We start from the raw sequence: 26,468 nt of genomic DNA, 5'->3' as shown, positions 1-26,468 counted from the left end.
CCAAATCACTGTTTTTAATGGGTTTTTCCGCGTCCAGCCTGCGCCGCGACGCGTTCTGCGTGGCATAATCGACCGCATCCGTAAGGCTTGTAGTCACAACGACCCCGCATACCCATGGCACAGACTCTCTACGACAAACTGTGGAATACCCACGTCGTCCACACCGAGGAAGACGGCACGACCTTGCTGTACATCGACCGTCAACTGCTGCATGAAGTCACGAGCCCGCAGGCGTTCGAAGGGCTGAAGATCGCGCACCGCCCGGTGTGGCGCATCAGCGCGAACCTGGCCGTGTCGGATCACAACGTGCCGACGACGGACCGCAGCCACGGCATTGCCGATCCCGTCTCGAAGCTGCAGGTCGACACGCTCGACGCGAACTGCGATGCGTTCGGCATCACGCAGTTCAAGATGAACGACGTGCGCCAGGGCATCGTCCACATCATCGGGCCGGAGCAGGGCGCGACGCTGCCGGGCATGACGATCGTGTGCGGCGATTCGCATACGTCGACGCACGGCGCGTTCGGCGCGCTCGCGCACGGCATCGGCACGTCTGAAGTCGAGCACGTGCTGGCGACGCAAACGCTGCTGCAGAAAAAGAGCAAGAACATGCTCGTGAAGGTCGAGGGCGCACTGCCGCGCGGCTGCACCGCGAAGGACATCGTGCTCGCGATCATCGGCAAGATCGGCACGGCCGGCGGCACGGGCTACGCGATCGAATTCGGCGGCTCGACGATTCGCGCGCTGACGATGGAAGGCCGCATGACGGTCTGCAACATGGCGATCGAGGCCGGCGCGCGCGCGGGCATGGTCGCCGTCGACGATACGACGATCGATTACTTGCAGGGCCGTCCGTTCGTGCCGACCGGTGCGGAATGGGATCAGGCCGTCGAATACTGGCGCCAGTTCAAGTCGGACGAAGGCGCGCAGTTCGACCGCGTCGTCGAGCTGAACGCAGCCGAGATCGTCCCGCAGGTCACGTGGGGCACGTCGCCGGAAATGGTCACGTCGATCGACGGTCGCGTGCCCGATCCCGAGCGCGAGAAGGATCCGGTCAAGCGCGACGCGATGGAGCGTGCGCTGGCCTACATGGCGCTCGAGCCGAACACGCCGATCGAATCGATCAAGGTCGACAAGATCTTCATCGGCTCGTGCACGAACGCGCGGATCGAGGACATCCGCGCGGCCGCGTATGTCGTGAAGAAGCTGAACCGTCGCATCGCGTCGAACGTGCGGCTCGCGATGGTCGTGCCGGGCTCGGGCCTCGTGAAGGCGCAGGCCGAACGCGAAGGGCTCGACAAGGTGTTCACGGATGCGGGCTTCGAATGGCGCGAGCCGGGCTGTTCGATGTGCCTCGCGATGAACGCCGACCGGCTCGATCCGGGCGAGCGCTGCGCGTCGACGTCGAACCGCAACTTCGAAGGCCGGCAGGGCGCGGGCGGTCGTACGCACCTCGTGAGCCCCGCGATGGCGGCGGCCGCGGCGATCGAAGGTCACTTCGTCGACATTCGCAAGCTGGGGTAACGCGTGACGGCATCGAAGATCATAACGCGGCTGGTTGCCGCGCTGGCGCTCGCGGGGCTGGGCTTCGGCCTCGCGGGCTGCAATACCGTCCAGGGCTTCGGGCAGGACGTCAACGCCGCCGGCAACGCGCTGAAGCGCGCCGCGGAGTGACGATTCCCGCCGAGAATTTGTCGATGTGCGCCGGCTGAACGCCGGCCCTCCAACCGGATAGACGGATCATGGAAAAATTCACAGTACATACCGGCGTCGTGGCGCCGCTCGATCGCGAGAACGTCGACACCGACGCGATCATCCCGAAGCAGTTCCTGAAGTCGATCAAGCGCACGGGCTTCGGTCCGAACGCGTTCGACGAGTGGCGTTACCTCGATCACGGCGAGCCGGGGCAGGACAACTCGAAGCGTCCGCTGAATCCCGATTTCGTGCTGAACCAGCCGCGCTACCAGGGTGCATCGGTGCTGGTCGCGCGCAAGAACTTCGGCTGCGGCAGCTCGCGCGAGCACGCGCCGTGGGCGCTGCAGCAGTACGGCTTCCGCGCGATCATCGCGCCGAGCTTCGCGGACATCTTCTTCAACAACTGCTACAAGAACGGCCTGCTGCCGATCGTGCTGACCGAGCAGCAGGTCGATCACGTGTTCAACGACACGTACGCGTTCAACGGCTACCAGCTGACGATCGACCTCGACGCGCAGGTCGTGCGCACGGGCGACGGCCGCGAGTATCCGTTCGAGATCGCCGCGTTCCGCAAGTACTGCCTGCTGAACGGCTTCGACGACATCGGCCTCACGCTGCGCCATGCGGACAAGATCCGCCAGTTCGAAGCCGAGCGGCTCGTGAAGCAGCCGTGGCTCAACACCAAGCTGGTCGGCTGATATATCGCCTTCGAGGCGGGCGCGCTATCCGCGCGTTCGCCGGCCTGCCTCCATAACCTACCCAGTCAGGAATAACGCATGAAGATTGCAGTGCTGCCCGGCGACGGCATCGGTCCGGAAATCGTCAACGAAGCGGTCAAGGTGCTGAACGCACTCGACGAGAAGTTCGAACTCGAGCAGGCGCCGGTCGGCGGCGCGGGCTACGAGGCGAGCGGTCATCCGCTGCCCGACGCGACGCTGAAGCTCGCGAAGGAAGCCGACGCGATCCTGTTCGGCGCAGTCGGCGACTGGAAGTACGACTCGCTCGAGCGCGCGCTGCGCCCCGAGCAGGCGATCCTCGGGCTGCGCAAGCATCTCGAGCTGTTCGCGAACTTCCGTCCGGCGATCTGCTATCCGCAGCTCGTCGACGCGTCGCCGCTCAAGCCCGAGCTCGTCGCGGGCCTCGACATCCTGATCGTGCGCGAACTGAACGGCGACATCTACTTCGGCCAGCCGCGCGGCGTGCGCGCCGCACCGGACGGCCCGTTCGCCGGCGAGCGCGAAGGCTTCGACACGATGCGCTACTCGGAACCGGAAGTGCGCCGCATCGCACACGTCGCGTTCCAGGCCGCACGCAAGCGCGCGAAGAAGCTGCTGTCGGTCGACAAGTCGAACGTGCTCGAAACGTCGCAGTTCTGGCGCGACATCATGATCGACGTGTCGAAGGAATATGCGGACGTCGAGCTGTCGCACATGTACGTCGACAACGCGGCGATGCAGCTCGCGAAGGCGCCGAAGCAGTTCGACGTGATCGTCACGGGCAACATGTTCGGTGACATCCTGTCGGATGAAGCGTCGATGCTGACGGGCTCGATCGGCATGCTGCCGTCGGCGTCGCTCGACAAGAACAACAAGGGCCTGTACGAACCGTCGCACGGTTCGGCGCCGGACATCGCGGGCAAGGGCATCGCGAACCCGCTCGCGACGATCCTGTCGGCCGCGATGCTGCTGCGCTACTCGCTGAATCGCGCGGAGCAGGCCGATCGCATCGAGCGCGCGGTGAAAACGGTGCTCGAACAGGGCTACCGCACGGGCGACATTGCGACGCCGGGCTGCCAGCAGGTCGGTACGGCGGCGATGGGCGACGCGGTGGTCGCGGCGCTGTAAGCAGGCAGTAAAGGGTGCGAACGCGGCCGGTAAAAACGGCGCGTTCGCTCCGGGTTGGCCGTTGTGCGGCCGAATAGGTTTGTGTAGACTCGAACGATGGCGCTGATTTCCCTGATCTCCCCGGTCTTGAAACTCCACGGCAACACTGCCCGTGCGGGTACGCGCGCCATCGTCATCACGAAAACCATTACCACGAAAACGATCATTAAACGCTGATCGTCCGTCGTGCCCGCCTGTTTCCCCGCGCGGTCACGCCGGGGACGGAAATGGCGGGGAAGCTCCATTCAAAGGGTTAGTCATGAACGTAGGTCTCGTAGGTTGGCGCGGCATGGTCGGCAGCGTCCTGATGCAGCGCATGCAGGAAGAGGGCGATTTCGACCTGATCGAACCGGTGTTTTTCAGCACCAGCAACACGGGCGGCAAGGCGCCGTCGTTCGCGAAAAACGAGACTACGCTCAAGGACGCGACCAACGTCGACGAGCTGAAGAAGTGCGACGTGATCATCACGTGCCAGGGCGGCGACTACACGAACGACGTGTTTCCGAAGCTGCGCGCGGCCGGCTGGAACGGCTACTGGATCGATGCGGCATCGTCGCTGCGGATGAACGACGACGCGGTCATCATCCTCGATCCGGTCAACCTCGACGTGATCAAGGACGCGCTCGTCAAGGGCACGAAGAACTTCGTCGGCGGCAACTGCACGGTCAGCCTGATGCTGATGGCGCTCGGCGGCCTGTTCCGCGAGAACCTCATCGACTGGATGACGGCGATGACCTACCAGGCCGCATCGGGCGCGGGCGCGCAGAACATGCGCGAGTTGCTGTCGCAGATGGGCACGCTGAACGGCGCGGTGCAGGAGCAACTCGCCGATCCGGCTTCCGCGATTCTCGACATCGACCGCCGCGTGCTGGCCGCGATGAACAGCGACGCGATGCCGACCAGCAACTTCGGCGTGCCGCTCGCCGGCTCGCTGATCCCGTGGATCGACAAGGATCTCGGCAACGGGATGTCGAAGGAAGAGTGGAAGGGCGGCGCGGAAACCAACAAGATTCTCGGCAAGCCGGCGATGGGCGAGCCGGGTTCGATCCCGGTCGACGGCCTGTGCGTGCGGATCGGCGCAATGCGCTGCCACTCGCAGGCGCTGACGATCAAGCTGAACAAGGATGTGCCGCTCGACGAGATCAACGGCATCCTCGCATCGGCGAACGACTGGGTGAAGGTCGTGCCGAACGAGCGTGAAGCATCGATGCGCGACCTGTCGCCGGCGAAGATCACCGGCACGCTGACGGTGCCGGTCGGCCGCCTGCGCAAGCTCGCGATGGGCGGCGAATACCTGTCGGCATTCACGGTCGGCGACCAGCTGCTGTGGGGCGCGGCCGAGCCGCTGCGCCGCATGCTGCGCATCCTGCTCGACAAGTAAGCCCGTTTGCGTGCCCGGCCTGCGGGCCGGGCTGCACAAGATGACGCGTCGCGTCGGCCTTGATGATGTCAAGGCTGGCGCGGCGCGTTTTTCATGCGCGGATCAGCGCAGGTTCAGCAGCGTCTGGTCGACCGTCTGCTGGGTCTTGATCGTCTGCGCGTTGGCCTGGTAATTGCGCTGCGCGGTGATCAGGTTCACGAGCTCGGTCGTCAGGTTGACGTTCGAGTTTTCCAGCGCGCTGCCCTGCAGCGTGCCGTGGTTCGTGCTGCCCGGCGCGGAGATCTGCGGCACGCCCGACGCGGAGGACTCCGCATACTGGTTGCCGCCGATGTTCACGAGCCCGTTCGGGTTGTTGAAGTTCGCGAGCGCGATCAGGCCGAGCACCGCGCTCTGGCCGTTCGAGTAGTTGCCGGTCAGCTTGCCGTCGGTGCCGATCGAGAACGTCGTCAGCGTGCCGCTCGCGAAGCCGTCCTGCGCGAGGTTGTTCACGCCGTCCTTCCCGCCGTACTGCGTCGTGCCGGTCAGGTCGAGCGTCAGGTTCTGCGGGTTGGCGCCGCCCGTCGTGTTCGGGATCGAGAACGCGAACTGGCCGAGGCTCGGCGTAGGCAGGCCGGTGGCGGCCGACGTCGTCGAGCTGATCCGGCCCGATGCATCGAACGTGACGGTGCCGAGATTCGTCGGCGTCTGGCCCTGCACGCCCGCGTAGGCCTGCCAGGTGCCGGCGGCACTTTTTGCGAAATACATCGTGACCTGCTGCGAGCCGCCGAGCGTGTCGTAGACCTGGATCGACGAATTGTAGTTGTACGTCGTGTTGTCGCTCGCGTTGAACGGCGTCTTGGCCGGCACCTTGTCCTGCGAGTTCAGGTTGAACTGGCCGGTGATCTTGCTCGTCGCCTGCGGCGCGATGTTGCTGGTCGGTGCCTGCAGCGGCACGGTCTGCGCGGTGTTGATCACGCCGCCTGCGCCTGCCGCATAGCCCATCAGGTTGCGGCCTTGCGAGTCGACAATGGCGCCGGTCTTGTCGCGGTGGAACGTGCCGTCGCGCGAGTACGTCGTCGCGCCGTTGCTCGACATCTGGAAGAAGCCGTTGCCGTTGATCGCGATGTCCAGCGACGAGTGGGTCGTATTGATCGTGCCCTGGCCGAACTGCTGCTGCACCGACGCGAGCTTCGTGCCGATGCCGATCTGCGTGTTGACCGACGTCGCGACCGAATTCGCATACATGTCGGAGAAGTTCGCGCGGCCCTGCTTGAAGCCGGTCGTGTTTGCGTTCGCGATGTTGTTGCCGATCACGTCGAGATTGCTCGACGCGCCGGCCAACCCGCTCAAACCCTGCTGATAGCCCATCTTCGATCCCCGTAACGAGCTGTTGAGTGAATGCAGTCTTGCAACTGCGCGTTGACCCTCTGGCGCCTCGCGGCGTCAGCCCGGCCGATCGCGTTCCCGTTCCCGCCATTCCGGCAGATGCGAACGCGATGGTCGAATTGCGCCGATTCCTGTTTGAAGAAGATCGTAGCGACGGCAATTATTTGATCTGTGTAATTTTGTGTAATGTAATTGAATTGTTGTCGAAATGATCGCTTTTGTATGAGCAATTGGGCGCGATGTCAGGCACGGAAGCCTTATAGGGCGGGGATTTGGCGGGAGGGGTGTTCAATTTGGCGATAAGAGGGGGGAATTGACTTCTTATCGTTCAATTGAAGTTGATTTGAATGGGATTGGCGGGCCGGCGGGGTTTATTTGGAATGACGGCTGTTAATCAATTAACGGCGGACGACGCGAATTGTTGAGCGAATGCGCTCGATTACCCCGGTCGTGGTTCGGCGCCGGATGTCCGCGTGTGCGGACCGCCCGGCTGAAACGTGGACGCGCCGAACCGCTTGCGCGGCTGTTCCCGCATCGCGTCGTTTGGCGCGCGGAAAGGAGGCGATGCGGGAACAGCCGTGTCATTCGTTCCGGATGCGATGTTGCCGCAAGGATTTTCATTCATCGATGCATATCCTTGCGGTCGATCCGGCGCGCCGGCTGCAGTGCGCTTCCCGTGCGGCAGCCCGACGCGATCGCTGCGTGTGCCGCGACGCGCGAGCGCGGCCGGTTGCACCCGCAGCCGATGAATTCGGCCCGAACGCGAGCGCGTGAAGTAAACTACGCGGTTACGACGCACAGACCCGCCGAAAGCGTCGCGTTCCGCGCGACGCTTTTGCATTTCTGCGGCAACTTTATTGACGCTTCCAACCGTGAATCCGAGCCGCGCCCGCGCGCGGCGATAGAGCCTACGATGTCCCGAATTTCCTTGTTTCCGTGTCAGTCCCGTCTGTCGCGCGCCGTGCGTGGCGCCCTGGCGATTCTGGCGCTCGGCGCAGCCGCGTCGGCCTGGGCGGCCAGCACAGGCGAACTGCCGGCGTCTGCCGCCGGCGGCGCCGCGCCGCTTACCGTGACGGTCCAGCCGGGCCAGTCGCTGAACGACATCGCGAAAGCGGCCACGCAATCGCACGATCCCGGCGTGCTCGCGCGCGCCGGCCGCGCGCTGTTCGACGCCAATCCGCAGGCGTTCATGAAGCGCGACGCGAGTCGCCTGAAAGTCGGCGCGACGCTGACCGTGCCCGCGCTCGACGCAACGGGCGCGGCGCTCGCGCCGGCGGGCGCATCCGGCGCATCCGGTGCGACGGCCGCCTCCGCGCCCGCTGCCGCGTCGGGCGGTGCGGCGCTCGCGCAGCCCGTTGCGTCCGTGCCGCATCCGGGGTCGGCCGTGCAATCCGCGCCGGTGGCGCCGGCCGTGCATGCGGCGCCGGTGAGCGGTGCGAGCGTCGCGACGGCAGCGGGTGCGTCGGCTTCGGTCGGCGCTTCGGCCGCGCACGGCGCGTCGGCTGTCGAAAACATGCAGCCGGCGGCGCCTGCTGCCGGCGCCAGCGGCCCGCATGTGTGGAGCGGCGCGATCCAGTCGGCGCCGTCGTTCGCGAGCGAGGCCGCTGCCCAGCCCGCGCCGGGCAGCCAGGTTTCGGGCACGAACGAACCGGCTGGTGCGGCACCCGCCATGGGTGCATCGCAACCGCGGCCGTCGAGCCTGCAGCAACTGCTGGCATTGAAGAACCGCGTGCTGATGGAGTTGCAGAAGCACGGCATCGGCAAGCCGGCCGCGACGAACAACGTCGCGCCTGCGCCGGCGCCTGCCGCGCCGCGTCCGGCCGCGAACGAGGCGGGCGCACCGTCTGCCGCATCGCCTGCAGCCGAAGCGGCGTCCGGCGTGGCCGCCAGCGCTGCGCAGCCGGTATCGGCGCCCGCGCAGCCGGTCGCACCCGTGACGGCGCCTGCGCGCCCTGCGGATCAGACGGACTGGCGTCCGGTCGCAGCGGCCGGCGCGGCCGTGATCGTCCTCGCGGCCGGGTTGGCGTGGCGCAGGCGCCGGAAGGGCCGGCACACGGACGATGCGGGCACGACGGCTGCAGCCGCTGCAGCGGGCGGTGCCGTGGCTGCCGAAGCGGAAGCAGAAGCAGCGCCGTCCGTCGAACGCGAACTGCCGATCCTGCCTGAAATGCCGGTCGCCCGCGACGCGGCTGCCGACATGAATCTCGCCGCGGCGACTGCCGCAGCGGCGGAGACGGTCGCGCCGCCCGAGGCGGATGTATCGCCGGCGCCTGAAGTAGCGAAGCTGCATGACGACCAGCCTGAATTGCCGCCTGCGCAGGCTCACGCAGCAGTACCGCCGGAGAACGACGCGACTTCGGCTCCGGCTTTGCACGACGCAGAACCGGTAGAACAGGCGGCCGCCGACAAGCCGGCCGAGCCGCCCGCCGCGCCTTCGCCGACCGAAGCGCAGCACGCGACGCTGATGCAGAACGCGATCAGCGCGCTCAGCAGCCTCGACATGCCGCTGCCGCCGCGCACGCAGGACGATCCGTCGCTGGCGGCGGATGAGCCGGCTGACCGGGCAGGGCAGTCCGGCACCGATGAAATTGCAACTAACGGTCAGTCCGCGCCGCACCCGCCGATTGGCTCGATCGATCCGGCCCCGGAACATCCGGCCGACCAGGACGACGAGTTCGAATGGGATCCGGACGCGACGACGCCGGCCGACCACGCGGGCAGCCCGTCCGCGACGTCGTCGCTGCCGCCGCTCGGCGGCGCGCAGTTCGGCGCGCTGAAGCTCGATTTCGATCTCGACCTGCCGTCCGCGCCGGGCGCCGCGCTGCCCGCGCTGACCCCGGACGAACTTGCACGCATCGCGCGCAACAAGCTCGACCTGGCGGCCGAGTACGTCGAACTGGGCGACCTGTCCGGCGCGCGGACGCTGCTGCAGGAAGTGGTCGACGCGAACGACGCGGCGACGCGCGACGATGCGCGCGCGCTGCTCGTGAAACTCGCGGACGAGGCGTGATGCGGATCGCGCTGGGCATCCAGTACGACGGCGCGGCATTCTGCGGCTGGCAGGCGCAGCCGCACGGCAAGACCGTGCAGAACGGACTCGAGCATGCACTGGCCGAGTTCGCGCGGGTGCCGCTGCATACGACGGTGGCCGGGCGGACCGACACCGGCGTGCACGGGCTCGGGCAGGTCGTGCACTTCGACACGGATCTCGACCGCGAGGCATTCTCGTGGGTGCGCGGCACCAACGCGTTCCTGCCGTCGACCGTGTCGGTGCAATGGGCGAAGCCGATGCCGGAGACGTTCCACGCGCGTTTCTCGGCGTTCGAGCGCACCTATTACTACGTGCTGTACGTGCACCCCGTGCGCTCGCCGATGCTGGCCGGGCGTGCGGGCTGGATCCATACGTCGCTCGACGACGACGCGATGCGCGCCGCCGCCGCGCACCTGATCGGCGAGCACGATTTCTCGTCGTTCCGGTCGTCGGAATGCCAGTCGAAGACGCCGGTCAAACACCTGTACCGGATCGACGTGCGGCGAATGGGCCAGTTCGTCCATTTCCGCTTCCGCGCCAACGCGTTCCTGCACCACATGGTGCGCAACCTGATGGGCTGCCTCGTCGCGGTCGGGCGCGGCCGTTATCCGGCCGACTGGGTCGCCGACGTGCTGGCAGGGCGCGACCGCACCCTCGCGGCGCCCACGTTCATGGCCGACGGGCTGTATCTCGCCCACGTCGGCTACCCGGCGGAATTCGCCGTCCCGCCCGCGCAGCTCGGCAGCGTGCCGTGGAGCAGCGTCTGGGCCGATCTGGACCCGCAATCATGACGGATCACGCCGTGTCTCCTTCGACTTCCGCCGCCGCCGGCCTGCCGCCGCGCACGCGCATCAAGCTGTGCGGGCTGTCGCGCCCCGAGGACGTGCTGCACGCAGCGGCGCTCGGCGCCGATGCGATCGGCCTGGTGTTCTACCCGAAGAGCCCGCGCGCGGTGACGATCGCGCGGGCGGCCGAGCTCGCGCGTCTCGCGCCGCCGTTCGTGTCGGTGGTCGGACTGTTCGTGAATGCGACCGAAGCCGAGATCGAAGCCGTCGTGCGCGACGTGCCGCTCACGCTGCTGCAGTTCCATGGCGACGAGACGCCGGAGCAATGCGACGCGCTCGGCCGCGCGGCACGCCTGCCGTGGTTGCGCGCGGTGCGCGTCGGCCCCTCGACGCAGCCGTCCGATTTGGTAGAATCGGCTCTTCATTATTCGAAAGCGCGCGGCCTCCTGTTCGACACCCTGGTGCCGGACTACGGCGGTAGCGGCAAGGTCTTCGATTGGTCTCTTATTCCCGTAGAGCTCGCGCATCGGGCCGTTTTGAGTGGTGGCTTGAGCGCGCAAAACGTCGGTGATGCGATCCGCCAGTTGCGCCCGTTTGCTGTCGATGTCTCGAGTGGCATCGAAGTGGAGGGCGCGAAGGGCGTGAAGGATCACGCCCGGATGGCGGCGTTCGTACGCGCGGTGCGCGAAGCGGACGCCGGGTGATGCAAGCCGGTGCGGCCCCGAAAGCGGGGCGCATCGACCGATCGAGAGAGACACCATGTACAACCTTCCTGATGCTCGCGGCCACTTCGGCCCGTATGGCGGCACGTTCGTCGCCGAGACGCTGATTCACGCGCTGGACGAACTGCGCGCGGCGTATGAAAAATTCCAGCACGATCCCGACTTCGTCGCCGAATTCGAGCGCGAGCTGAAGCATTTCGTCGGCCGTCCGTCGCCGATCTACCACGCGCAGCGCTGGAGCGAGACGCTCGGCGGCGCGCAGATCTACCTGAAGCGCGAGGACCTGAACCACACGGGCGCGCACAAGATCAACAACGTGATCGGCCAGGCGCTGCTCGCGAAGCGCATGGGCAAGAAGCGCGTGATCGCCGAGACGGGCGCCGGCCAGCACGGCGTCGCGACCGCGACGATCTGCGCGCGCTTCGGGATGGAGTGCGTCGTCTACATGGGTTCCGAGGATGTGCGCCGGCAGGCCGCGAACGTCTACCGGATGAAGCTGCTCGGTGCGACGGTCGTGCCGGTCGAGTCGGGTTCGCGCACGCTGAAGGACGCGCTGAACGAAGCGATGCGCGACTGGGTCACGAACATCGAGAGCACGTTCTACATCATCGGCACGGTTGCGGGTCCGCACCCGTATCCGATGATGGTGCGCGACTTCCAGCGCGTGATCGGCGACGAGTGCAAGGTGCAGATGCCCGAGCTCGCGGGCCGGCAGCCGGACGCGGTGATCGCCTGCGTCGGCGGCGGCTCGAACGCGATGGGCATCTTCTATCCGTATATCGACGATCAAGCGGTGCAGCTGATCGGTGTCGAAGCGGCCGGCGACGGCCTCGACACCGGCCATCACGCGGCGTCGCTGATCGCGGGCAGCCCGGGCGTGCTGCACGGCAACCGCACGTACCTGCTGCAGGACGACAACGGCCAGATCATCGAGACGCATTCGGTGTCGGCGGGTCTCGACTATCCGGGCGTCGGCCCCGAGCACGCATGGCTGAAGGACAGCGGCCGCGCGCAGTATGTCGCGATTACCGACGAGGAAGCGCTGAAGGCGTTCCACGACTGCTGCCGGATCGAGGGGATCATTCCCGCGCTCGAGTCGAGCCACGCGATCGCGTATGGGGTGAAGCTCGCGCCGACGTTGCCGAAGGACAAGATCCTGCTCGTCAACCTGTCGGGCCGCGGCGACAAGGACATGCACACGGTCGCCGAGCGATCGGGCATCGAGCTCTGACCCCGACCGATGCGTGACCTGATCGAAGAGCCGGGCGGCGGCGCCGCGAGCGAGGCAGAGGCGGTTCAGCCCGCCGCCGTCGCGCCGCGCGCGCTGCCGTCCGGTATCGAACTGCATAACCGCGATTTCCTGACCGATGCCGCGAACCTGCCGGATGCGTCGATCGACCTGATCGTCGCCGATCCGCCGTACGGGCTCGGCAAGGACTACGGCAACGACTCGGACAAGCGTTCGGGCGACGTGTTTCTCGCGTGGACGCGCGAGTGGCTCGAGCTCGCGATTCCGAAGCTCAAGCCGAGCGGGTCGATGTACATCTTCTGCACATGGCAGTACGCGCCGGAAATCTTCAGTTTCCTGAAGACGAAGCTCACGATGGTCAACGAGATCATCTGGGACCGGCGCGTGCCGAGCATGGGGGGCACGACGCGCCGTTTCACGTCGGTGCACGACAACATCGGCTTTTTCGCGGTTTCCAAGGCGTATTACTTCGATCTCGATCCGGTCCGCATCCCGTACGACGCCGACACGAAGAAGGCCCGCTCGCGCAAGCTGTTCGAAGGCAGCAAGTGGCTGGAGATGGGCTACAACCCGAAGGACGTCTGGTCGGTCTCGCGCCTGCACCGGCAGCACGCGGAGCGCGTCGATCATCCGACCCAGAAGCCGCTGGAAATCGTCGAGCGGATGGTGCTCGCAAGCTGCCCGCCGGGCGGCCGCGTGCTCGATCCGTTCATGGGCAGCGGCACGACCGCGGTGGCCTGCGCACGGCAGGGGCGCGACTTCGTCGGCTACGAGATCAACGAAAGTTATTGTGCGATCGCGCACGAGCGCGTGAGCGCGCTCGTCGCACCGGCATGCGTGTGAATCGCGCCGCCGCATCGCCGAACGAATCCTAGGAAAATTGCCATGTCCCGTATCCAGCAGACCTTTGCCGCGCTCACCGAACAAGGCCGAAAGGGCCTGATCCCGTTCATCACGGCCGGCGACCCCGATCCCGCGAAGACCGTCGAATTCATGCACGCGCTCGCCGCAGGCGGCGCGGACGTGATCGAGCTCGGCGTGCCGTTCTCGGACCCGATGGCTGACGGCCCCGTGATCCAGCGCTCGTCGGAACGCGCGCTCGCGCGCGGCGTCACGCTGAAGAGCGTGCTCGCCGACGTGAAGCGGTTCCGCGAAACCGATGCGAAAACCCCCGTCGTGCTGATGGGCTATGCGAACCCGATCGAGCGGATGGGTGTCGACGCGTTCGCGGCCGCAGCGCAGGCGGCCGGCGTCGACGGCGTGCTCGTCGTCGACTATCCGCCTGAAGAGGCGGGGGTATTCGCCGAAAAGATGCGCGCCGCGCAGATCGATCCGATTTTCCTGCTCGCACCCACGTCGACCGACGAACGCATCGCCGACGTCGGCAAGATCGCGAGCGGCTACGTGTATTACGTGTCGCTCAAGGGCGTGACCGGCGCGGGAAATCTGGATGTTTCGAGCATTGCGGGTAAAATCCCGGCCATCAAGTCGCGCGTGCCGGTTCCGGTTGGCGTCGGCTTCGGCATCCGCGACGCCGAAACGGCGCGCGCGGTGGCCGAGGTGTCGGACGCCGTCGTGATCGGCAGCCGCCTCGTGCAGCTGCTCGAAAGCGCCGCGCCCGAAGGCGCCGCCGCCGCGCTGAAGGCGTTCATCGCCGAGCTGCGTGCCGCGCTGGACGGCGCGGGCAAGGCGGCGCGATAAACACAACACAGGGAGCGGGCGGGCCATGCGGCCCGGCCCGCCACGGAACAGGAAACCATACGATGAGCTGGCTCGACAAACTGTTGCCGCCGAAGATCAAGCAGACCGACCCGAAAAGCCGCAAGGGCATTCCGGAAGGCCTGTGGGTCAAGTGCCCGTCCTGCGAGGCCGTGCTGTACCGCAACGACGTGGACGCGAACCTGCACGTGTGCCCGAAGTGCGATCACCACATGCGCATCGGTGCACGCGAGCGCCTCGACGGGCTGCTCGATCCGGAAGGTCGTTATGAAATCGGCCAGGAAATCGTGCCGGTCGACTCGCTGAAGTTCAAGGACAGCCGCAAGTACCCCGATCGTCTGAAGGAAGCAATGGACGAGACGGGCGAGACCGACGCGATGGTCGTGATGGGCGGTGCGATCCACACGCTGCCCGTCGTCGCGGCCTGCTTCGAGTTCTCGTTCATGGGCGGCTCGATGGGCTCGGTCGTCGGCGAGCGCTTCGCGCGCGGCGCGCAGAACGCGCTGGAACAGCACGTGCCGTTCATCTGCTTCACGGCGTCGGGTGGTGCACGGATGCAGGAAAGCCTGCTGTCGCTGATGCAGATGGCGAAAACCACCGCGATGCTGACCAAGCTGGCCGAAGCGAAGCTGCCGTTCATCTCGGTGCTGACCGACCCGACGATGGGCGGCGTGTCGGCGAGCTTCGCGTTCCTCGGCGACGTCGTGATCGCCGAGCCGAAGGCGCTGATCGGCTTCGCCGGCCCGCGCGTGATCGAGCAGACGGTCCGCGAGAAGCTGCCGGAGGGCTTCCAGCGCGCCGAATTCCTGCTGACGACGGGCGCGATCGACATGATCGTCGATCGCCGCAAGATGCGCGACGAGATCGCGCAGCTGCTCGCGCTGCTGCAGCGACAGCCGGCCGACGCGCTGGCCTGATCGGCGCGAGGTCGTGAACTCTGCGCGTCGCCTGGCTTCAGCGTCAGGCGGCGCGCTTCGTTTTTTGGCGTAGTGGCGGTACCGATCCAGATTTGATCCGATGAGCACTTTTCCCACTCTCGACGCGTGGCTTTCGCATCTCGAACGCGCGCACCCGGTCGGCATCGACATGGGCCTGACCCGTATCGGGCAGGTCAAGGCGGCGCTGCAACTCGAATTCGCATGCCCCGTCATCACCGTCGGCGGCACGAACGGCAAGGGCTCGACCTGCGCGTTCCTCGAGACGATCCTCGTGCGCGCGGGCTACAAGGTCGGCTGCCACACGTCGCCGCACCTGCTCGAATTCAACGAGCGCGCGCGCGTGAACGGGCAGAACGTCACCGATGACGAACTGCTGCCGCACTTCGAGGCCGTCGAAGCCGCACGGACGTCGCTGGCCGAGCCCGTGTCGCTCACGTACTTCGAATTCACGACACTCGCGATCCTGCATCTGTTCGCGTCGCGCGGGCTCGACGCGGTGATCCTCGAAGTCGGCCTTGGCGGCCGGCTCGATGCGGTCAACATCGTCGATGCCGATTGCGCGATCGTCACGAGCATCGACATCGACCACACCGAATACCTCGGCGACACGCGCGAGAAGATCGCGTTCGAGAAGGCCGGGATCTTCCGCGCGGGCAAGCCGGCGATCTGCGGCGATCCGGCCGCGCCGCAGACGCTCGCCGACCATGCCGAAGCGATCGGCGCCGACCTGTGGCTGGTCGGCCGCGATTTCCGCTACGAGGCGCAGGCGGGCGCGGAGCGCCAGCAGTGGAGCTACCTCGGCCGCGAGAAGCGTTATCCGGCGCTCGCGTATCCGGCGCTGCGCGGCGCGAATCAGCTGATCAATGCATCGGCCGCGCTTGCCGCGCTCGAGGCGCTGCGCCCGGTGCTGCCGGTATCCGCGCAGGACATCCGGCTCGGGCTCGCGAACGTCGAGCTGCCGGGGCGCTTCCAGGTGCTGCCCGGCAAGCCGGCGATCGTGCTCGACGTCGCGCACAACCCGCATGCGGCGGCCGTGCTCGAGCAGAATCTCGGCAACATGGGCTTCTTCCCGTACACGTACGCAGTGTTCGGCGCGATGCGCGACAAGGACATCGACGGCGTGCTGCGGCATCTGAAAGGCGAGATCGACCACTGGTGCGTGACCGACCTGCCGCTGCCGCGCGCGGCCTCCGCGGAGCAGCTCGAAGGCGCGCTGCGCAAGGCTGGCGTGGAGGAGGGGCCCGATTCGAGCGTCACGCGATACGCGTCGCCGGCCGAAGCGTTTCGCGATGCACTAAAAAGAGCATCCGAGAATGATAGAATCGTGGTTTTCGGCAGTTTCCATACGGTTGCCGGCGTGCTGGCCTACCGTAAATCGCAGCAACACTGACTGACGGGCAGTTTCGGACTCAGCCATTCATGGGAATTTTCTCGTTCGGCAAAAAAGACGACGACGCGCCCACGCGGCGCGGCGGTCGCACCGGGACCTCCCGGAACGTGCGCACGGAGCGCACTGAACGCGTCGAGCGGCGCCCGCGCCGCACCGAGCGTCCGGAATCGGACGCACTGCTCCTCGATCCGACCCTTCCAGAAAAGCAACGCGCGCGCCGTCGCCTCGTCGGTGCGATCGCGCTCGTCGTGGCCGCCGTGATCGTGCTGCCGATGGTGCTCGATTCGCACCCGAAGCCGGTGACGGACGACATCGCGATCGACATCCCGAACCGGCCCGCGCACCAGGCGGTCGCGCCGCGTGACGACGACGCGCCCGACGTGCAGGCAGGCGTCGCGCACGACGAGCCGCCGGCATCGGACACCGCCGTCGCGGCGGTTCCGGCGCCTGCGCCGAAGGATGCCGCCAAGCCGGCCGCGAAACCCGATACGACCACCACGGCGAGCGTGACGCCGCCGAAGCCGGCGCCGAAGCCGGCCGCCCCCGCGGCGAAACCGGCCGCGCCGAAGCCGGCTCCGGCGACCGTTGCGAATGCCGACGCCGCGAGCCCGGACAGCGGCGACGCATCGTCGCCGGCGTCGCCGGCCGGTGCGCGCTTCGCGGTGCAGCTCGGTTCGTTCAAGGATGACGCGACGGCCCGTTCGTGGGCCACCAAGTTGAAATCTGCGGGTGTGCCCGCATATGTCGAGCATCGCAAGCAGGCAGACGGCAGCACGGCTACACTGCTGCGTGCGGGCCCGTTCGCGGATCGCGCGGCGGCTACCGCCGCGATCGCGAAGGTGCGCGAAGCCGGTCTGACGCAATAACGCACGATGCTGACGGCTTTCGACTACGCTGTATTGGCGGTGATCGTGTTGTCGGCGCTGCGCGGTGCGTGGCGCGGCTTCGTGTCGGAGATTTTCGGGCTGATCGGCTGGATCGCGGCGATCGTGATCGCCGGTCGCTATGTCGGGCTGGTCGTGCCGTACATTCCGGTGAACTGGCCGGGTGGCGCGCTGACGCAGTGGGTGATCGCCTTCGCGTTGCTCGTGATCGGTGTGGTACTGGTCGCCGGCGTGGCGAACGCGCTGCTGTCGCGGATCGCGCAGGCGAGCGGCCTGGGCGGCGTCGACCGCTCGCTGGGCATGATGTTCGGGCTCGTCCGCGGCTGCGTGCTGGTGGTGCTGCTGGTCGCGGCGGCCGGGCTGACCGAACTGCCCAAACAGGAATTCTGGCGCAATGCGCTATTGCGTCCTTTTGCCGAACAGGGCGTGCACGAGCTGAAGCAGCTCCTGCCCGACGGCATGGCCCAGTACGTACGCGTGTGACGACGCGGCCGGGCAGGACGTAACCGATTTTGTCATTCTGAAGGACATGCCATGTGCGGCATCGTAGGCGTTATCTCCCAATCTCCGGTCAACCAGCTGATCTATGACAGCCTGCTGCTGCTGCAGCATCGCGGTCAGGACGCAGCGGGCATCGCGACGGCGGACGGCAGCAATTTCCACATGTACAAGGCGAACGGCATGGTGCGCGACGTGTTCCGCACGCGCAACATGCGCAGCCTGCCCGGTACCTACGGCATCGGCCAGGTGCGCTACCCGACGGCCGGTTCGGCGTCGAGCGAGGCCGAGGCGCAGCCGTTCTACGTGAACGCGCCGTTCGGGATCATCCTCGCGCACAACGGCAACCTGACGAACTGGCAGCAACTGAAGGACGAGATGTTCCGGATCGACCGCCGGCACATCAACACCAATTCCGACAGCGAAGTGCTGCTCAACGTGTTCGCACACGAGCTGCAACTGTCGACCACGGGCCTCGAGCTCGATCCGGCCTCGGTGTTCAAGGCGGTCTCGGGTGTCCATCGCCGCCTGCAGGGCTCGTATGCGATCGTGTCGCTGATCGCCGGCTACGGCCTGCTCGCGTTCCGCGATCCGTTCGGCATCCGCCCGCTCTGCATCGGCAAGCTCGAAACCGAGCACGGCACCGAGTGGATGGTCGCGTCGGAGTCGGTCGCGGTCGAAGGCATCGGCTTCGAATTCGTGCGCGACGTGCAGCCGGGTGAGGCGATCTTCATCGACCCGGCCGGCAACTTCCACAGCCAGCAATGCGCGGAACAGCCGACGCTGAATCCGTGCATGTTCGAATACGTGTACCTCGCGCGTCCGGACTCGTGCCTCGACGGTGTGCCCGTCTACAACGTGCGCCTGCGCATGGGCGACTATCTCGCCGAGAAGATCAAGCGCGAGCTGCCGAACGTGCCGATCGACGTCGTGATGCCGATTCCCGACTCGTCGCGCCCGGCCGCGATGCAGGTCGCCGCGAAGCTCGGCGTCGAGTATCGCGAAGGCTTCTTCAAGAACCGCTACGTCGGCCGTACGTTCATCATGCCGGGGCAGGCCGTGCGCAAGAAGTCGGTGCGCCAGAAGCTCAACGCGATGAGCATCGAGTTCAAGGACAAGAACGTGCTGATCGTCGACGATTCGATCGTGCGTGGCACGACTTCGCATGAAATCGTGCAGATGGCGCGCGATGCGGGCGCGAAGTCGGTGATCTTCGCATCGGCGGCGCCGCCGGTGAAGTTCCCGAACGTGTACGGCATCGACATGCCGACGCGCGGCGAGCTCGTCGCGCACGGCCGCACCGACGACGAAGTCGCGAAGATCATCGGCGCCGACCACCTGATCTACCAGGACGTCGACGACCTGCGCCGCGCGGTGCGCGACATCAATCCGAAGCTCGAGGGCTTCGAGGCGTCGTGCTTCGACGGCAACTACATCACCGGCGACGTGACGCCCGAGTATCTCGATACGATCGAGCGCGCGCGCCTCACGCCGGCATCGCAGGCCGATCGCGATACGGCCGGCGACACCCAACGCTCGCAGATGAACCTGCAGCTGTCGGTCGAGTGACACCGGCGCACGCTTTTGCCGAAGCGTGATAGGATGTGGCCTTGCGTCGATTTGATTCAGCTTGCGGACGCGGGGCAACTTCCCAAAACAGCTAAAGCGAAGGCCGGCGGCAGTCGGCCCGAGTCGATCGCTGTCGTACCGCACCGAAGCCCGCTGATGCCGACGCATAGCGGGCTTTTTGTTTTGGCCTGGTTTTGACTTGGCTTGCGCGACACGCGCGGCCATCGAATACGGAAAACGGAACATGGACGACTCCCTCAACTTCGACACGCTTGCCGTGCGCGCGGGCACGCTGCGCAGCGACTTCAACGAGCACTCGGAAGCGCTGTTCCTCACGTCGAGCTTTTGCTTCCAGAGCGCGGCCGACGCGGCCGAGCGCTTCGCGAATTCGGAAGACTACTTCACCTATTCGCGCTTCACGAACCCGACCGTCACCATGTTCCAGGAGCGTCTCGCGGCGCTCGAGGGCGGCGAGGCGTGCATCGCCACTGCCTCCGGGATGGCCGCGATCATGTCGGTCGTGATGTCCGCGCTGCAGGCGGGCGACCACCTCGTCAGCTCACGCAGCCTGTTCGGCTCGACGCTCGGGATGTTCTCGCAGATCTTCAGCAAGTTCGGGATCACGACGACCTTCGTCGACCCGACCGACCTGAACGCGTGGCAGGAAGCCGTGCGGCCCGAAACGAAGATGTTCTTCCTCGAGACGCCGTCGAACCCGCTGACCGAACTCGCCGACATCGAGGCGATCGGCAAGATCGCGAAGGCCGCGAACGCGCTGTTCGTCGTCGACAACTGTTTCTGCAGCCCGGTGCTGCAGCAGCCGCTGAAGCTCGGCGCGGACGTCGTGATGCATTCGGCAACGAAATTCCTCGACGGGCAGGGCCGCGTGCTTGGTGGCGCGCTGGTCGGCTCGAAGGAATTCATCATGGGCAAGGTGTTTCCGTTCGTGCGCAGCGCGGGCCCGACGCTGTCGGCCTTCAACGCGTGGGTGCTGCTGAAGGGGATGGAGACGCTGTCGCTGCGCGTCGAGAAGCAATCGGCGAATGCGCTGGAAATCGCGCGCTGGCTCGATTCGCATCCGGCGGTGGCACGCGTGTTTCATCCGGGCCTCGAGTCGCACCCGCAGTACGAACTCGCGAAGCGTCAGCAGAAGGCGGGCGGCGCGATCCTGTCGTTCGAGCTGAAGGGCGACACGCCCGAGCAGCAGCGCGCGAACGCATGGCGCGTGATCGACAACACGAAGCTGATCTCGATCACCGGCAACCTCGGCGATACGCGCACGACGATCACGCATCCGGCGACCACGACGCACGGCCGTATCACGCCGGAAGCGCGCGCGGCGGCGGGGATTACCGAAGGTTTGATCCGCTTGTCGGTCGGCCTCGAGCACGTGGGCGACCTGCGCAACGATCTCGCGCGCGGCCTGGAGGGCTGAGCGACGCGGTGCTTTCGCCGCGTCGACGCATCAACGACAACGGGCCGCCTGCAAAACAGGCGGCCCGTTGTTTTTCGCGTCAAGCCATTCCGTCCGGCGCACCGCGTTCCCGCATGCGCCGCGTGATTCAGCCTGCGTGCCCTTGCGGCGCGGCTCGCATCGCATCCACCATCCACCGCAGCGTTTCGTCGAGCGGTGTGACGGGCAGCTCGCCCACCGCGCGCCGCAGCTTGTCGCGCGACCCGCTCAGGCTTTTCACCTCGTTGTGCCGCACGAAACGCGGATCGACCGTCACGTCGATCACGTAACCGGCGATGCGCGACAGCATCACCAGCACTTCCTTCAGCGAATACGCGCGCTCCGAGCAGACGTTGAACGTCTCGCCGGCCGGCGCCGCTTCGATCAGCTTCAGATAGGCGGCCGTCACGTCGCGTACGTCGGAGAAGTCGCGGCTCACGTCGAGATTGCCGAGCGAGATGCGCGGTTCGTTGCGCGCGTAGTGCGCGGCAAGCTTCGGCAGCAGATACGCTTCGCCCTGACCGACGCCCGTGTAGTTGAACGGCCGCGCGATCACGATCGGCAGCCGGTCGGCCCACAACTTCGCCGCGTATTCCATCGCGAGCTTGCTGACCGCGTAGTCGTTGGCGGGGGCGGGCGCGACGGTCTCGTCGAGCACGCCGGCCGTCGAATTGCCGTAGATGTTCGCACTGCTCGCGAGCAGCACGGCCGACGGGCGGCGATCGAGGCCCGCGAGCGCGGCCAGCAGGTTGCGTGTGCCGACGATATTGACCGCGTAGGTCTGCGACGGCTCGTCCTGCGCGACATGCGCGCGCGCGGCGAGATGCACGACCGCATCGGGCCGCGCATCGGCGGCCGCCGCACGCACCGCGTCCGCGTCGAGCAGGTCGACGGGCAGCAGCGTGCAGTGCGCGAAGGCTGGATCGTCGGGGCGCGGCGCGCCGGGCGCGATGGTGCCCCAGACGTCATAGCCGGCCGCCTGCAGGCGTTCGAGCATGTAGCGGCCCGTGAAGCCCGTCAGGCCCGTGACGAACGCACGGCGCGACGGGCGTCCGGCTTCAGAACGTGTCATGGTGCTGGTTCCGCGTCAAATCCGCTTCGACCATCATCTGGCAAAGTTGTTCGAGCGTCGTCTTCGGCACCCAGCCGAGCTTGGATTTAGCCTTGTCCGCGCAGCCGATCAGCAGGTCGACCTCGGCGGGGCGGTAGAACTTCGGGTTCACTTCGACCAGCACGTTGCCGTTCGACGCGTCGAGGCCGCGTTCCTGCTCGCCCTTGCCGGTCCATTCGATCTGGTAGCCGGCAGCCGCGAATGCCATCTGCACGAAGTCGCGCACGGTCTCGGTGCGATTGGTCGCGAGCACGTAGGTGTCGGGCTCGTCGGCCTGCAGCATGCGCCACATTCCCTCGACGTATTCGAGCGCGAAGCCCCAGTCGCGCTTCGCGTCGAGGTTGCCGAGCTCGAGGCGGGTCGCCTTGCCGAGCTTGATCTTCGCAATGGTGTCGGTGATCTTGCGCGTGACGAACTCGCGGCCGCGCAGCGGCGATTCGTGATTGAACAGGATGCCGCTGCTGCCGAACAGGCCGTACGACTCGCGGTAGTTCACGGTCATCCAGTGCGCGTACAGCTTCGCGACGCCGTAGGGGCTGCGCGGATAGAACGCGGTCGTTTCGGTCTGCGGAATCGCCTGCACCTTGCCGAACATCTCGGACGTCGACGCCTGGTAGAAGCGCGTCTTCGGACTCACGACGCGGATCGCCTCGAGCAGGTTCAACGGGCCGAGGCCAGTCACTTCGGCAGTCGTCGTCGGCTGGTCGAACGACACACCGACGAAGCTCTGCGCGGCCAGGTTGTACAGCTCGTCGGGCTGCGTGCGTTCGAGCAGGCGCAGGCTCGAGCCGGCATCGGTCAGATCGTGTTCGACGAGCGTGAGGTTCGGGTGCGTGTCGACGCCGAGCTCGGCGATGCGCCAGAAATTCACCGAACTGGTGCGGCGATAGGTGCCCGTGACCTCGTAGCCCTTGTCGAGCAGCAGTTTGGTCAGGTAGGCGCCGTCTTGCCCCGAGATCCCGGTAATGATGGCCTTTTTGCGAGTTTGGCTCATGGCGTTGTCCTGGTAGAAGCGAAAGGGAAAATCAGGCGGTCGTGCTGGTGGCGGCAGCCGGCAGCGTGCGGCGTGCGGGGCCGCGCGTCAGGCGCCGTTCGAAGCCGTACCAGCTCAGGGTCGCGTAGGCGAGCGTGATCGCGAGCGCGAGCGCGGCCGTGACGAAGCGGTTCAGGTGCAGCGGCCACAGCGCGTACAGCACGCTCAGGTGGATCAGGTACACGGTGTAGCTGACGGTGCCCACGTAGACGAGCATCGGGTTCGTCAGCACGCGCTGCACGATGCCGCGGCCGCGCAGCGCGATCACGACGATCGACGTGCAAAGCAGCAGCGAGATGCTGTAGAGCGCCGCATTCGACAGCGGCGTGTTCGCGGCGCGAAAGCGCGGGAACGACAGGTGCAGCCAGCCGAGGATCGCGAGCGACACGAGCGCGCCGACGATCGCGAGCGGGTAGAACGGCTCCAGCGCGCGCCGGTCGCGGCGCAGCACGATCGCGAGCAGCGCGCCCGCGGCGAGCAGGTCCATCCGGAACGGCGTCAGGTAGTAGATCGGCCAGAACGAGTCGAACCACGGCGTCGCGATCGCGCGCAGCACCGGCGCCGCGACGATCAGCGCGGCGGCGACCCACAGCAGCGCGCGCTCCGAGCACCACAGCACGACGAACGGCCAGAAGATATAGAACTGCTCCTCGACCGCGAGCGACCACAGCACGTTCAGGCTGTCGTGGCCGATGCTGCCGAGCGACAGCCCGATATTGGTCGAGAAGAACGCGAACCACGGCCAGTGCGGCAGCCAGCTCGCGCCGAACAGGATCGTCGACACCACCAGCAGCAGCACGTACGGCGGCAGGATGCGGCGCACTCGGCGCGCGTAGAAGTGGCTGAAGTACGACTGCCCGCGCGCCTTGCGCTCGAGCAGGATGCCGGTGATCAGCAGGCCGCTCAGCACGAAGAACAGGTCGACACCCATCCACAGCGGCGCCTTCAGCGCGTGCTGCAGGAACACGGCGCCGACCGCGATCGCGCGCAGTCCGTCGAGCTGCACGATGCGGCCGTGTTGCGGCGGGGCCAGGTCGGCGGGTCGCGAAATGCCTGTCATCGCGCCGCTCCTTCGCGACGCGCGGCGGGGGCCGCGGCGTGTCGCACATCCGATGCGTGAACGTAATGCATGCCTTTAAATGAAATATCGAATCGAAAACGATTCTAGGGAAAAGAAATCGGCAAAAAAACGCACGCCATTTATCTGACGACAAACATTCAAATGCCGATTATTCCGTTCGCGAGATGAAAGGTTGACGCCCGGGCAGCCGCGACAGGCGGCGCGGAGCGGCATTTTCTACGTGGCGACGCGCGAGGGGCGGTCGTTATTGCCGTTTTCAGGTGCCATTTCGCGCTTGTTCCGGTTCGATATTTCAGGCGGAAACATCCCCAAATATTTCCAAATTTCTTGTGATTATTTTTGCTTGTAACCTGCATCGCGACGTTTGAAACCTATTTAGCGACAGGGTGCACCGGCGGTAGTCCGCGGCGGTGCCGGTCGCTGTTGCATCGAGTCTGGAGAAGCGCATTGCGACGTCTGATTCTGGTAGGCATGACGGTATGCGCGACGCTGCTGACGAGCGTCGCGCCGGCCGAAACGGTGTTGCCCGCGACGACGTCGTGGATCGGCAACACGTTCGGCTATGGCGACGGCAGCTGGACGCAGATCGACATCCGCGCGATCGCGGTGACGCCCGAAGGCAAGGTGTATACGAATGCGCCGTGGGATGAAAGCGGGGCCGAGGCGAGCGTCTACCAGGACGGGAAGATGCTCGGCTTCGCCGGCGGCACGCATGGCTGGGGCAATCTCGGCGGCAACGCGATCGCCGTGAACAGCAAGTACGCGTATGTCGCGATCGGCGTCGGCAACGAGCGCGGCCACCTGCAGTCGCCCGGCATCTGGCCGGACAAGGGCAAGCAGTGGTTCGGCATCTCGCGGCGCACGATCGGCGACATGAAGCAGCCCGCGCCGTTTCGCGCGGCGCCGCAGGTCGCGCCGGGCGGACGCGCCGACGCCGGCCGCGCGCGCATGGCCGCGAGCTTCATGATGATGAACGAGGTGCCGGCCCCCGCGCGCTCGGAAGTAGGCGAGGTGAAGGCGGAAGTGGGCGGCCTCGCGGCCGACGACAAGACGCTGTTCGCGACCAATCCGTCACACGACGTAGTGGACGTGTACGACGCGGAGACGATGCAGCAGAAGGGCACGTGGAGCGCGCACGAGCCGGGCCGCATCGCGCTCGCGGGCGACGGCACGCTGTGGCTGCTCACGGACACGCTCAACGGCCCCGCGCACCTCGTGCACGTGCGCGCGGACGGCCGCAAGCTCGACGACGCGCCCGCGCTGCCCGAAGGCACCGACGCGGTGGATGTCGCGGTCGACGCGAAAGGGCGCGTGCTCGTCGCGGACAACGGGCCGCGCCAGCAGATCCTGATCTTCTCCAAAGGCGGCAAGGGTTATGCGCAATCCGGCTCGCTCGGCGAGCGCGGCGGCATCTTCGCCGGCCCGGTGCCGGGGCGGCCGGGGCCGCAGCGCTTCAACGGGCTGACGGGCGTCGGCGTCGATCGCGCGGGCAACGTGTATGTCGCGATGAACGGCATCGGGCCGCGCCACGACACGATCGGCGCGGGGCTCGGCGCGGTGCTCGAAAGCTACACGCCGGACGGCAAGCCGCGCTGGCAGGTGCAGGGGCTGCTGTTCGTCGACGGCGCGTGGCTCGACCCCGCGCGGCCGAACAGCGTGTACACGGGCAACAAGCGCTTCGAGCTCGACCTGTCGAAGCCGCCGGGCCAGGACTGGAAATACGTCGGCTTCCTGTCGAACCGCTTCAAGTATCCGGACGACCCCGTGTTCCATACGGACCAGTGGCCGGGCATGCCGATCGCGCGCCGCGTCGACGGCCGCACGTTCCTGTACCTGACCGACATGTACGCCGATCACCTGAAGATCTACCGCTTCGACGCGAAGCGCGACGGCGAGGTCGCGATTCCGTCGGGCCTGATCGCGGGCCGCGCGCGGCCGGTCGACAAGGTGCCGAACAAGCCGCCCGGCGGCGACTGGCTGTGGCGCGATGCGAACGGCAACGGCCGGCTCGACGCCGACGAGTTCGAGATCAACACGACCGGCAAGGCGAAGGCGGGCGGCTGGGGCTGGTGGGTCGACACGAAGGGCGACATCTGGCGCACGAGCGACGTGCGCGGCATCCACCGGTTCAGTTATGGCGGCGTCGACAAGGCCGGCAACCCGGTCTACTCGTACGACAAGGTCACGACCTACCCGATGCCGCAGCCGTTCACGCAGCTGCGCCGCTCGATCTACGACGCGCAAGCCGACACGCTGTACGTGACCGGCTACACGGCCGACGCGCCGCCGCAGCCGGGCATCAACAAGGAAGTCGGCCGCGTGCTGGTGCGCTTCGACAAGTGGTCGACCGGCTCGCCTGTCGTGCGCTACACGGTCGCGCTGCCGTGGCAGCTCGACGCGAAGCCGATCCTGGACCTGATCGGGATCACGGTCGAGGGCCGCTACATCTTCACCGTGGAGCCGGTCGGCAAGATCCACGTGTACGACAAGGACACCGGCAAGGAAGTGGGCGTGATGAACCCGGGCACCGAGGTCGGCAAGGCATCCGGCTGGGTCGACGTGCCGTTCGGCATCAGTGCGTTCCGGCGCGAGAACGGCGAATACCTCGTGTTCGTCGAGGAAGACGCGCGCGGCAAGGTGCTGATGTATCGCTGGAAACCGTGACGGGCGGCGCGCCGTCG

General features: G+C 66.7%; 24 protein-coding genes. 20 read left to right on the top strand and 4 right to left on the bottom strand.

Features of this window, described 5'->3' with window-relative positions:
- The first annotated feature begins 114 nt into the window (after window positions 1-114).
- From leuC to asd, 6 genes are all read left to right on the top strand, one after another.
- Window positions 115-1,524 (top strand): 3-isopropylmalate dehydratase large subunit, encoded by a 1,410-nt coding sequence (leuC, locus tag OEJ37_RS17030; RefSeq protein ID WP_174420561.1) that lies wholly within the window; start codon window positions 115-117, stop codon window positions 1,522-1,524.
- A 3-nt stretch (window positions 1,525-1,527) separates the two neighbouring features.
- On the top strand, window positions 1,528-1,674 hold the full coding sequence (locus tag OEJ37_RS17025) for an entericidin A/B family lipoprotein (RefSeq protein WP_111019903.1): 147 nt from the start codon (window positions 1,528-1,530) through the stop codon (window positions 1,672-1,674).
- Window positions 1,675-1,742: 68 nt separating this feature from the next.
- Window positions 1,743-2,393: a 3-isopropylmalate dehydratase small subunit gene (gene leuD, locus OEJ37_RS17020; RefSeq protein ID WP_034179996.1), complete on the top strand. Its 651-nt coding sequence runs from the start codon at window positions 1,743-1,745 to the stop codon at window positions 2,391-2,393.
- 78 nt (window positions 2,394-2,471) lie between these two features.
- Window positions 2,472-3,539: a 3-isopropylmalate dehydrogenase gene (gene leuB / locus OEJ37_RS17015; protein WP_174420560.1), complete on the top strand. Its 1,068-nt coding sequence runs from the start codon at window positions 2,472-2,474 to the stop codon at window positions 3,537-3,539.
- A 96-nt stretch (window positions 3,540-3,635) separates the two neighbouring features.
- Window positions 3,636-3,755: a hypothetical protein gene (locus tag OEJ37_RS17010; RefSeq protein WP_039319027.1), complete on the top strand. Its 120-nt coding sequence runs from the start codon at window positions 3,636-3,638 to the stop codon at window positions 3,753-3,755.
- A gap of 82 nt (window positions 3,756-3,837) precedes the next feature.
- Window positions 3,838-4,959 carry an aspartate-semialdehyde dehydrogenase gene (gene asd / locus OEJ37_RS17005; RefSeq protein ID WP_174420559.1) on the top strand — a complete coding sequence of 374 codons (1,122 nt, stop codon included), beginning with the start codon at window positions 3,838-3,840 and terminating at the stop codon, window positions 4,957-4,959.
- 102 nt (window positions 4,960-5,061) lie between these two features.
- Here the strand turns inward: asd and flgE are convergent, their stop codons facing one another.
- The gene (gene flgE, locus OEJ37_RS17000) at window positions 5,062-6,306 is read right to left on the bottom strand and encodes a flagellar hook protein FlgE (RefSeq protein WP_175917713.1); all 1,245 of its coding nucleotides are present in this window, start codon (window positions 6,304-6,306) and stop codon (window positions 5,062-5,064) included.
- A gap of 26 nt (window positions 6,307-6,332) precedes the next feature.
- Between flgE and OEJ37_RS16995 the strand changes: the two genes are divergently transcribed.
- From OEJ37_RS16995 to OEJ37_RS16935, 13 genes are all read left to right on the top strand, one after another.
- Window positions 6,333-6,536: a hypothetical protein gene (locus OEJ37_RS16995; RefSeq protein WP_174420557.1), complete on the top strand. Its 204-nt coding sequence runs from the start codon at window positions 6,333-6,335 to the stop codon at window positions 6,534-6,536.
- Window positions 6,537-7,237: 701 nt separating this feature from the next.
- On the top strand, window positions 7,238-9,334 hold the full coding sequence (locus OEJ37_RS16990) for a FimV/HubP family polar landmark protein (RefSeq protein WP_263344933.1): 2,097 nt from the start codon (window positions 7,238-7,240) through the stop codon (window positions 9,332-9,334).
- Window positions 9,334-10,146, top strand: coding sequence for a tRNA pseudouridine(38-40) synthase TruA (gene truA, locus OEJ37_RS16985; RefSeq protein ID WP_263344932.1), 813 nt, complete (start codon window positions 9,334-9,336; stop codon window positions 10,144-10,146). Before OEJ37_RS16990 ends, truA begins: the two co-directional genes overlap by 1 nt.
- A complete protein-coding gene (locus tag OEJ37_RS16980) occupies window positions 10,143-10,844 on the top strand; it encodes a phosphoribosylanthranilate isomerase (RefSeq protein WP_174420573.1) in 702 nt (233 codons plus the stop codon). The genes truA and OEJ37_RS16980 overlap by 4 nt, the downstream gene beginning before the upstream one ends.
- Window positions 10,845-10,899: 55 nt before the next feature.
- A complete protein-coding gene (gene trpB / locus OEJ37_RS16975; RefSeq protein ID WP_152855574.1) occupies window positions 10,900-12,093 on the top strand; it encodes a tryptophan synthase subunit beta in 1,194 nt (397 codons plus the stop codon).
- Window positions 12,094-12,102: 9 nt separating this feature from the next.
- Window positions 12,103-12,954, top strand: a complete 852-nt coding sequence (locus OEJ37_RS16970; protein WP_263344930.1) for a DNA-methyltransferase — start codon at window positions 12,103-12,105, stop codon at window positions 12,952-12,954.
- A 42-nt stretch (window positions 12,955-12,996) separates the two neighbouring features.
- Window positions 12,997-13,812, top strand: coding sequence for a tryptophan synthase subunit alpha (gene trpA, locus OEJ37_RS16965; protein WP_174420553.1), 816 nt, complete (start codon window positions 12,997-12,999; stop codon window positions 13,810-13,812).
- A 62-nt stretch (window positions 13,813-13,874) separates the two neighbouring features.
- On the top strand, window positions 13,875-14,747 hold the full coding sequence (accD, locus tag OEJ37_RS16960) for an acetyl-CoA carboxylase, carboxyltransferase subunit beta (RefSeq protein ID WP_006755101.1): 873 nt from the start codon (window positions 13,875-13,877) through the stop codon (window positions 14,745-14,747).
- Window positions 14,748-14,847: 100 nt separating this feature from the next.
- Complete coding sequence (gene folC, locus OEJ37_RS16955) at window positions 14,848-16,158, top strand: bifunctional tetrahydrofolate synthase/dihydrofolate synthase (protein ID WP_263344928.1); 1,311 nt, start codon at window positions 14,848-14,850, stop codon at window positions 16,156-16,158.
- A gap of 29 nt (window positions 16,159-16,187) precedes the next feature.
- Window positions 16,188-17,024: an SPOR domain-containing protein gene (locus OEJ37_RS16950; protein WP_263344927.1), complete on the top strand. Its 837-nt coding sequence runs from the start codon at window positions 16,188-16,190 to the stop codon at window positions 17,022-17,024.
- Between the two features lie 6 nt (window positions 17,025-17,030).
- Window positions 17,031-17,525 carry a CvpA family protein gene (locus OEJ37_RS16945; RefSeq protein ID WP_174420550.1) on the top strand — a complete coding sequence of 165 codons (495 nt, stop codon included), beginning with the start codon at window positions 17,031-17,033 and terminating at the stop codon, window positions 17,523-17,525.
- Window positions 17,526-17,576: 51 nt separating this feature from the next.
- The gene (gene purF / locus OEJ37_RS16940; protein WP_174420549.1) at window positions 17,577-19,109 is read left to right on the top strand and encodes an amidophosphoribosyltransferase; all 1,533 of its coding nucleotides are present in this window, start codon (window positions 17,577-17,579) and stop codon (window positions 19,107-19,109) included.
- Window positions 19,110-19,353: 244 nt separating this feature from the next.
- Entirely contained in the window at window positions 19,354-20,544 is a 1,191-nt protein-coding gene (locus OEJ37_RS16935; RefSeq protein WP_263344926.1) for an O-succinylhomoserine sulfhydrylase, read from the top strand.
- Window positions 20,545-20,671: 127 nt separating this feature from the next.
- Here the strand turns inward: OEJ37_RS16935 and OEJ37_RS16930 are convergent, their stop codons facing one another.
- From OEJ37_RS16930 to OEJ37_RS16920, 3 genes are read right to left on the bottom strand one after another with little or no spacing between them, the layout of a single operon-like run.
- The gene (locus OEJ37_RS16930; RefSeq protein ID WP_263344924.1) at window positions 20,672-21,634 is read right to left on the bottom strand and encodes an NAD-dependent epimerase/dehydratase family protein; all 963 of its coding nucleotides are present in this window, start codon (window positions 21,632-21,634) and stop codon (window positions 20,672-20,674) included.
- Entirely contained in the window at window positions 21,621-22,667 is a 1,047-nt protein-coding gene (gene gmd, locus OEJ37_RS16925) for a GDP-mannose 4,6-dehydratase (protein ID WP_263344922.1), read from the bottom strand. The genes OEJ37_RS16930 and gmd overlap by 14 nt, the downstream gene beginning before the upstream one ends.
- Window positions 22,668-22,698: 31 nt before the next feature.
- Window positions 22,699-23,766: an acyltransferase family protein gene (locus OEJ37_RS16920; protein ID WP_174420545.1), complete on the bottom strand. Its 1,068-nt coding sequence runs from the start codon at window positions 23,764-23,766 to the stop codon at window positions 22,699-22,701.
- A gap of 492 nt (window positions 23,767-24,258) precedes the next feature.
- On the opposite strand from OEJ37_RS16920, the gene OEJ37_RS16915 reads away from it, so the two are divergent.
- Window positions 24,259-26,451, top strand: a complete 2,193-nt coding sequence (locus OEJ37_RS16915) for a hypothetical protein (protein ID WP_175918676.1) — start codon at window positions 24,259-24,261, stop codon at window positions 26,449-26,451.
- Window positions 26,452-26,468: the final 17 nt, after the last annotated feature.

This window comes from Burkholderia sp. BKH01 (assembly GCF_025685725.1).
Taxonomy (GTDB): Bacteria; Pseudomonadota; Gammaproteobacteria; order Burkholderiales; family Burkholderiaceae; genus Burkholderia; species Burkholderia pyrrocinia_C.
The sequence above is the reverse complement of the archived record's forward strand: the minus strand, read 5'-3'. Positions and strand labels throughout refer to the sequence as shown.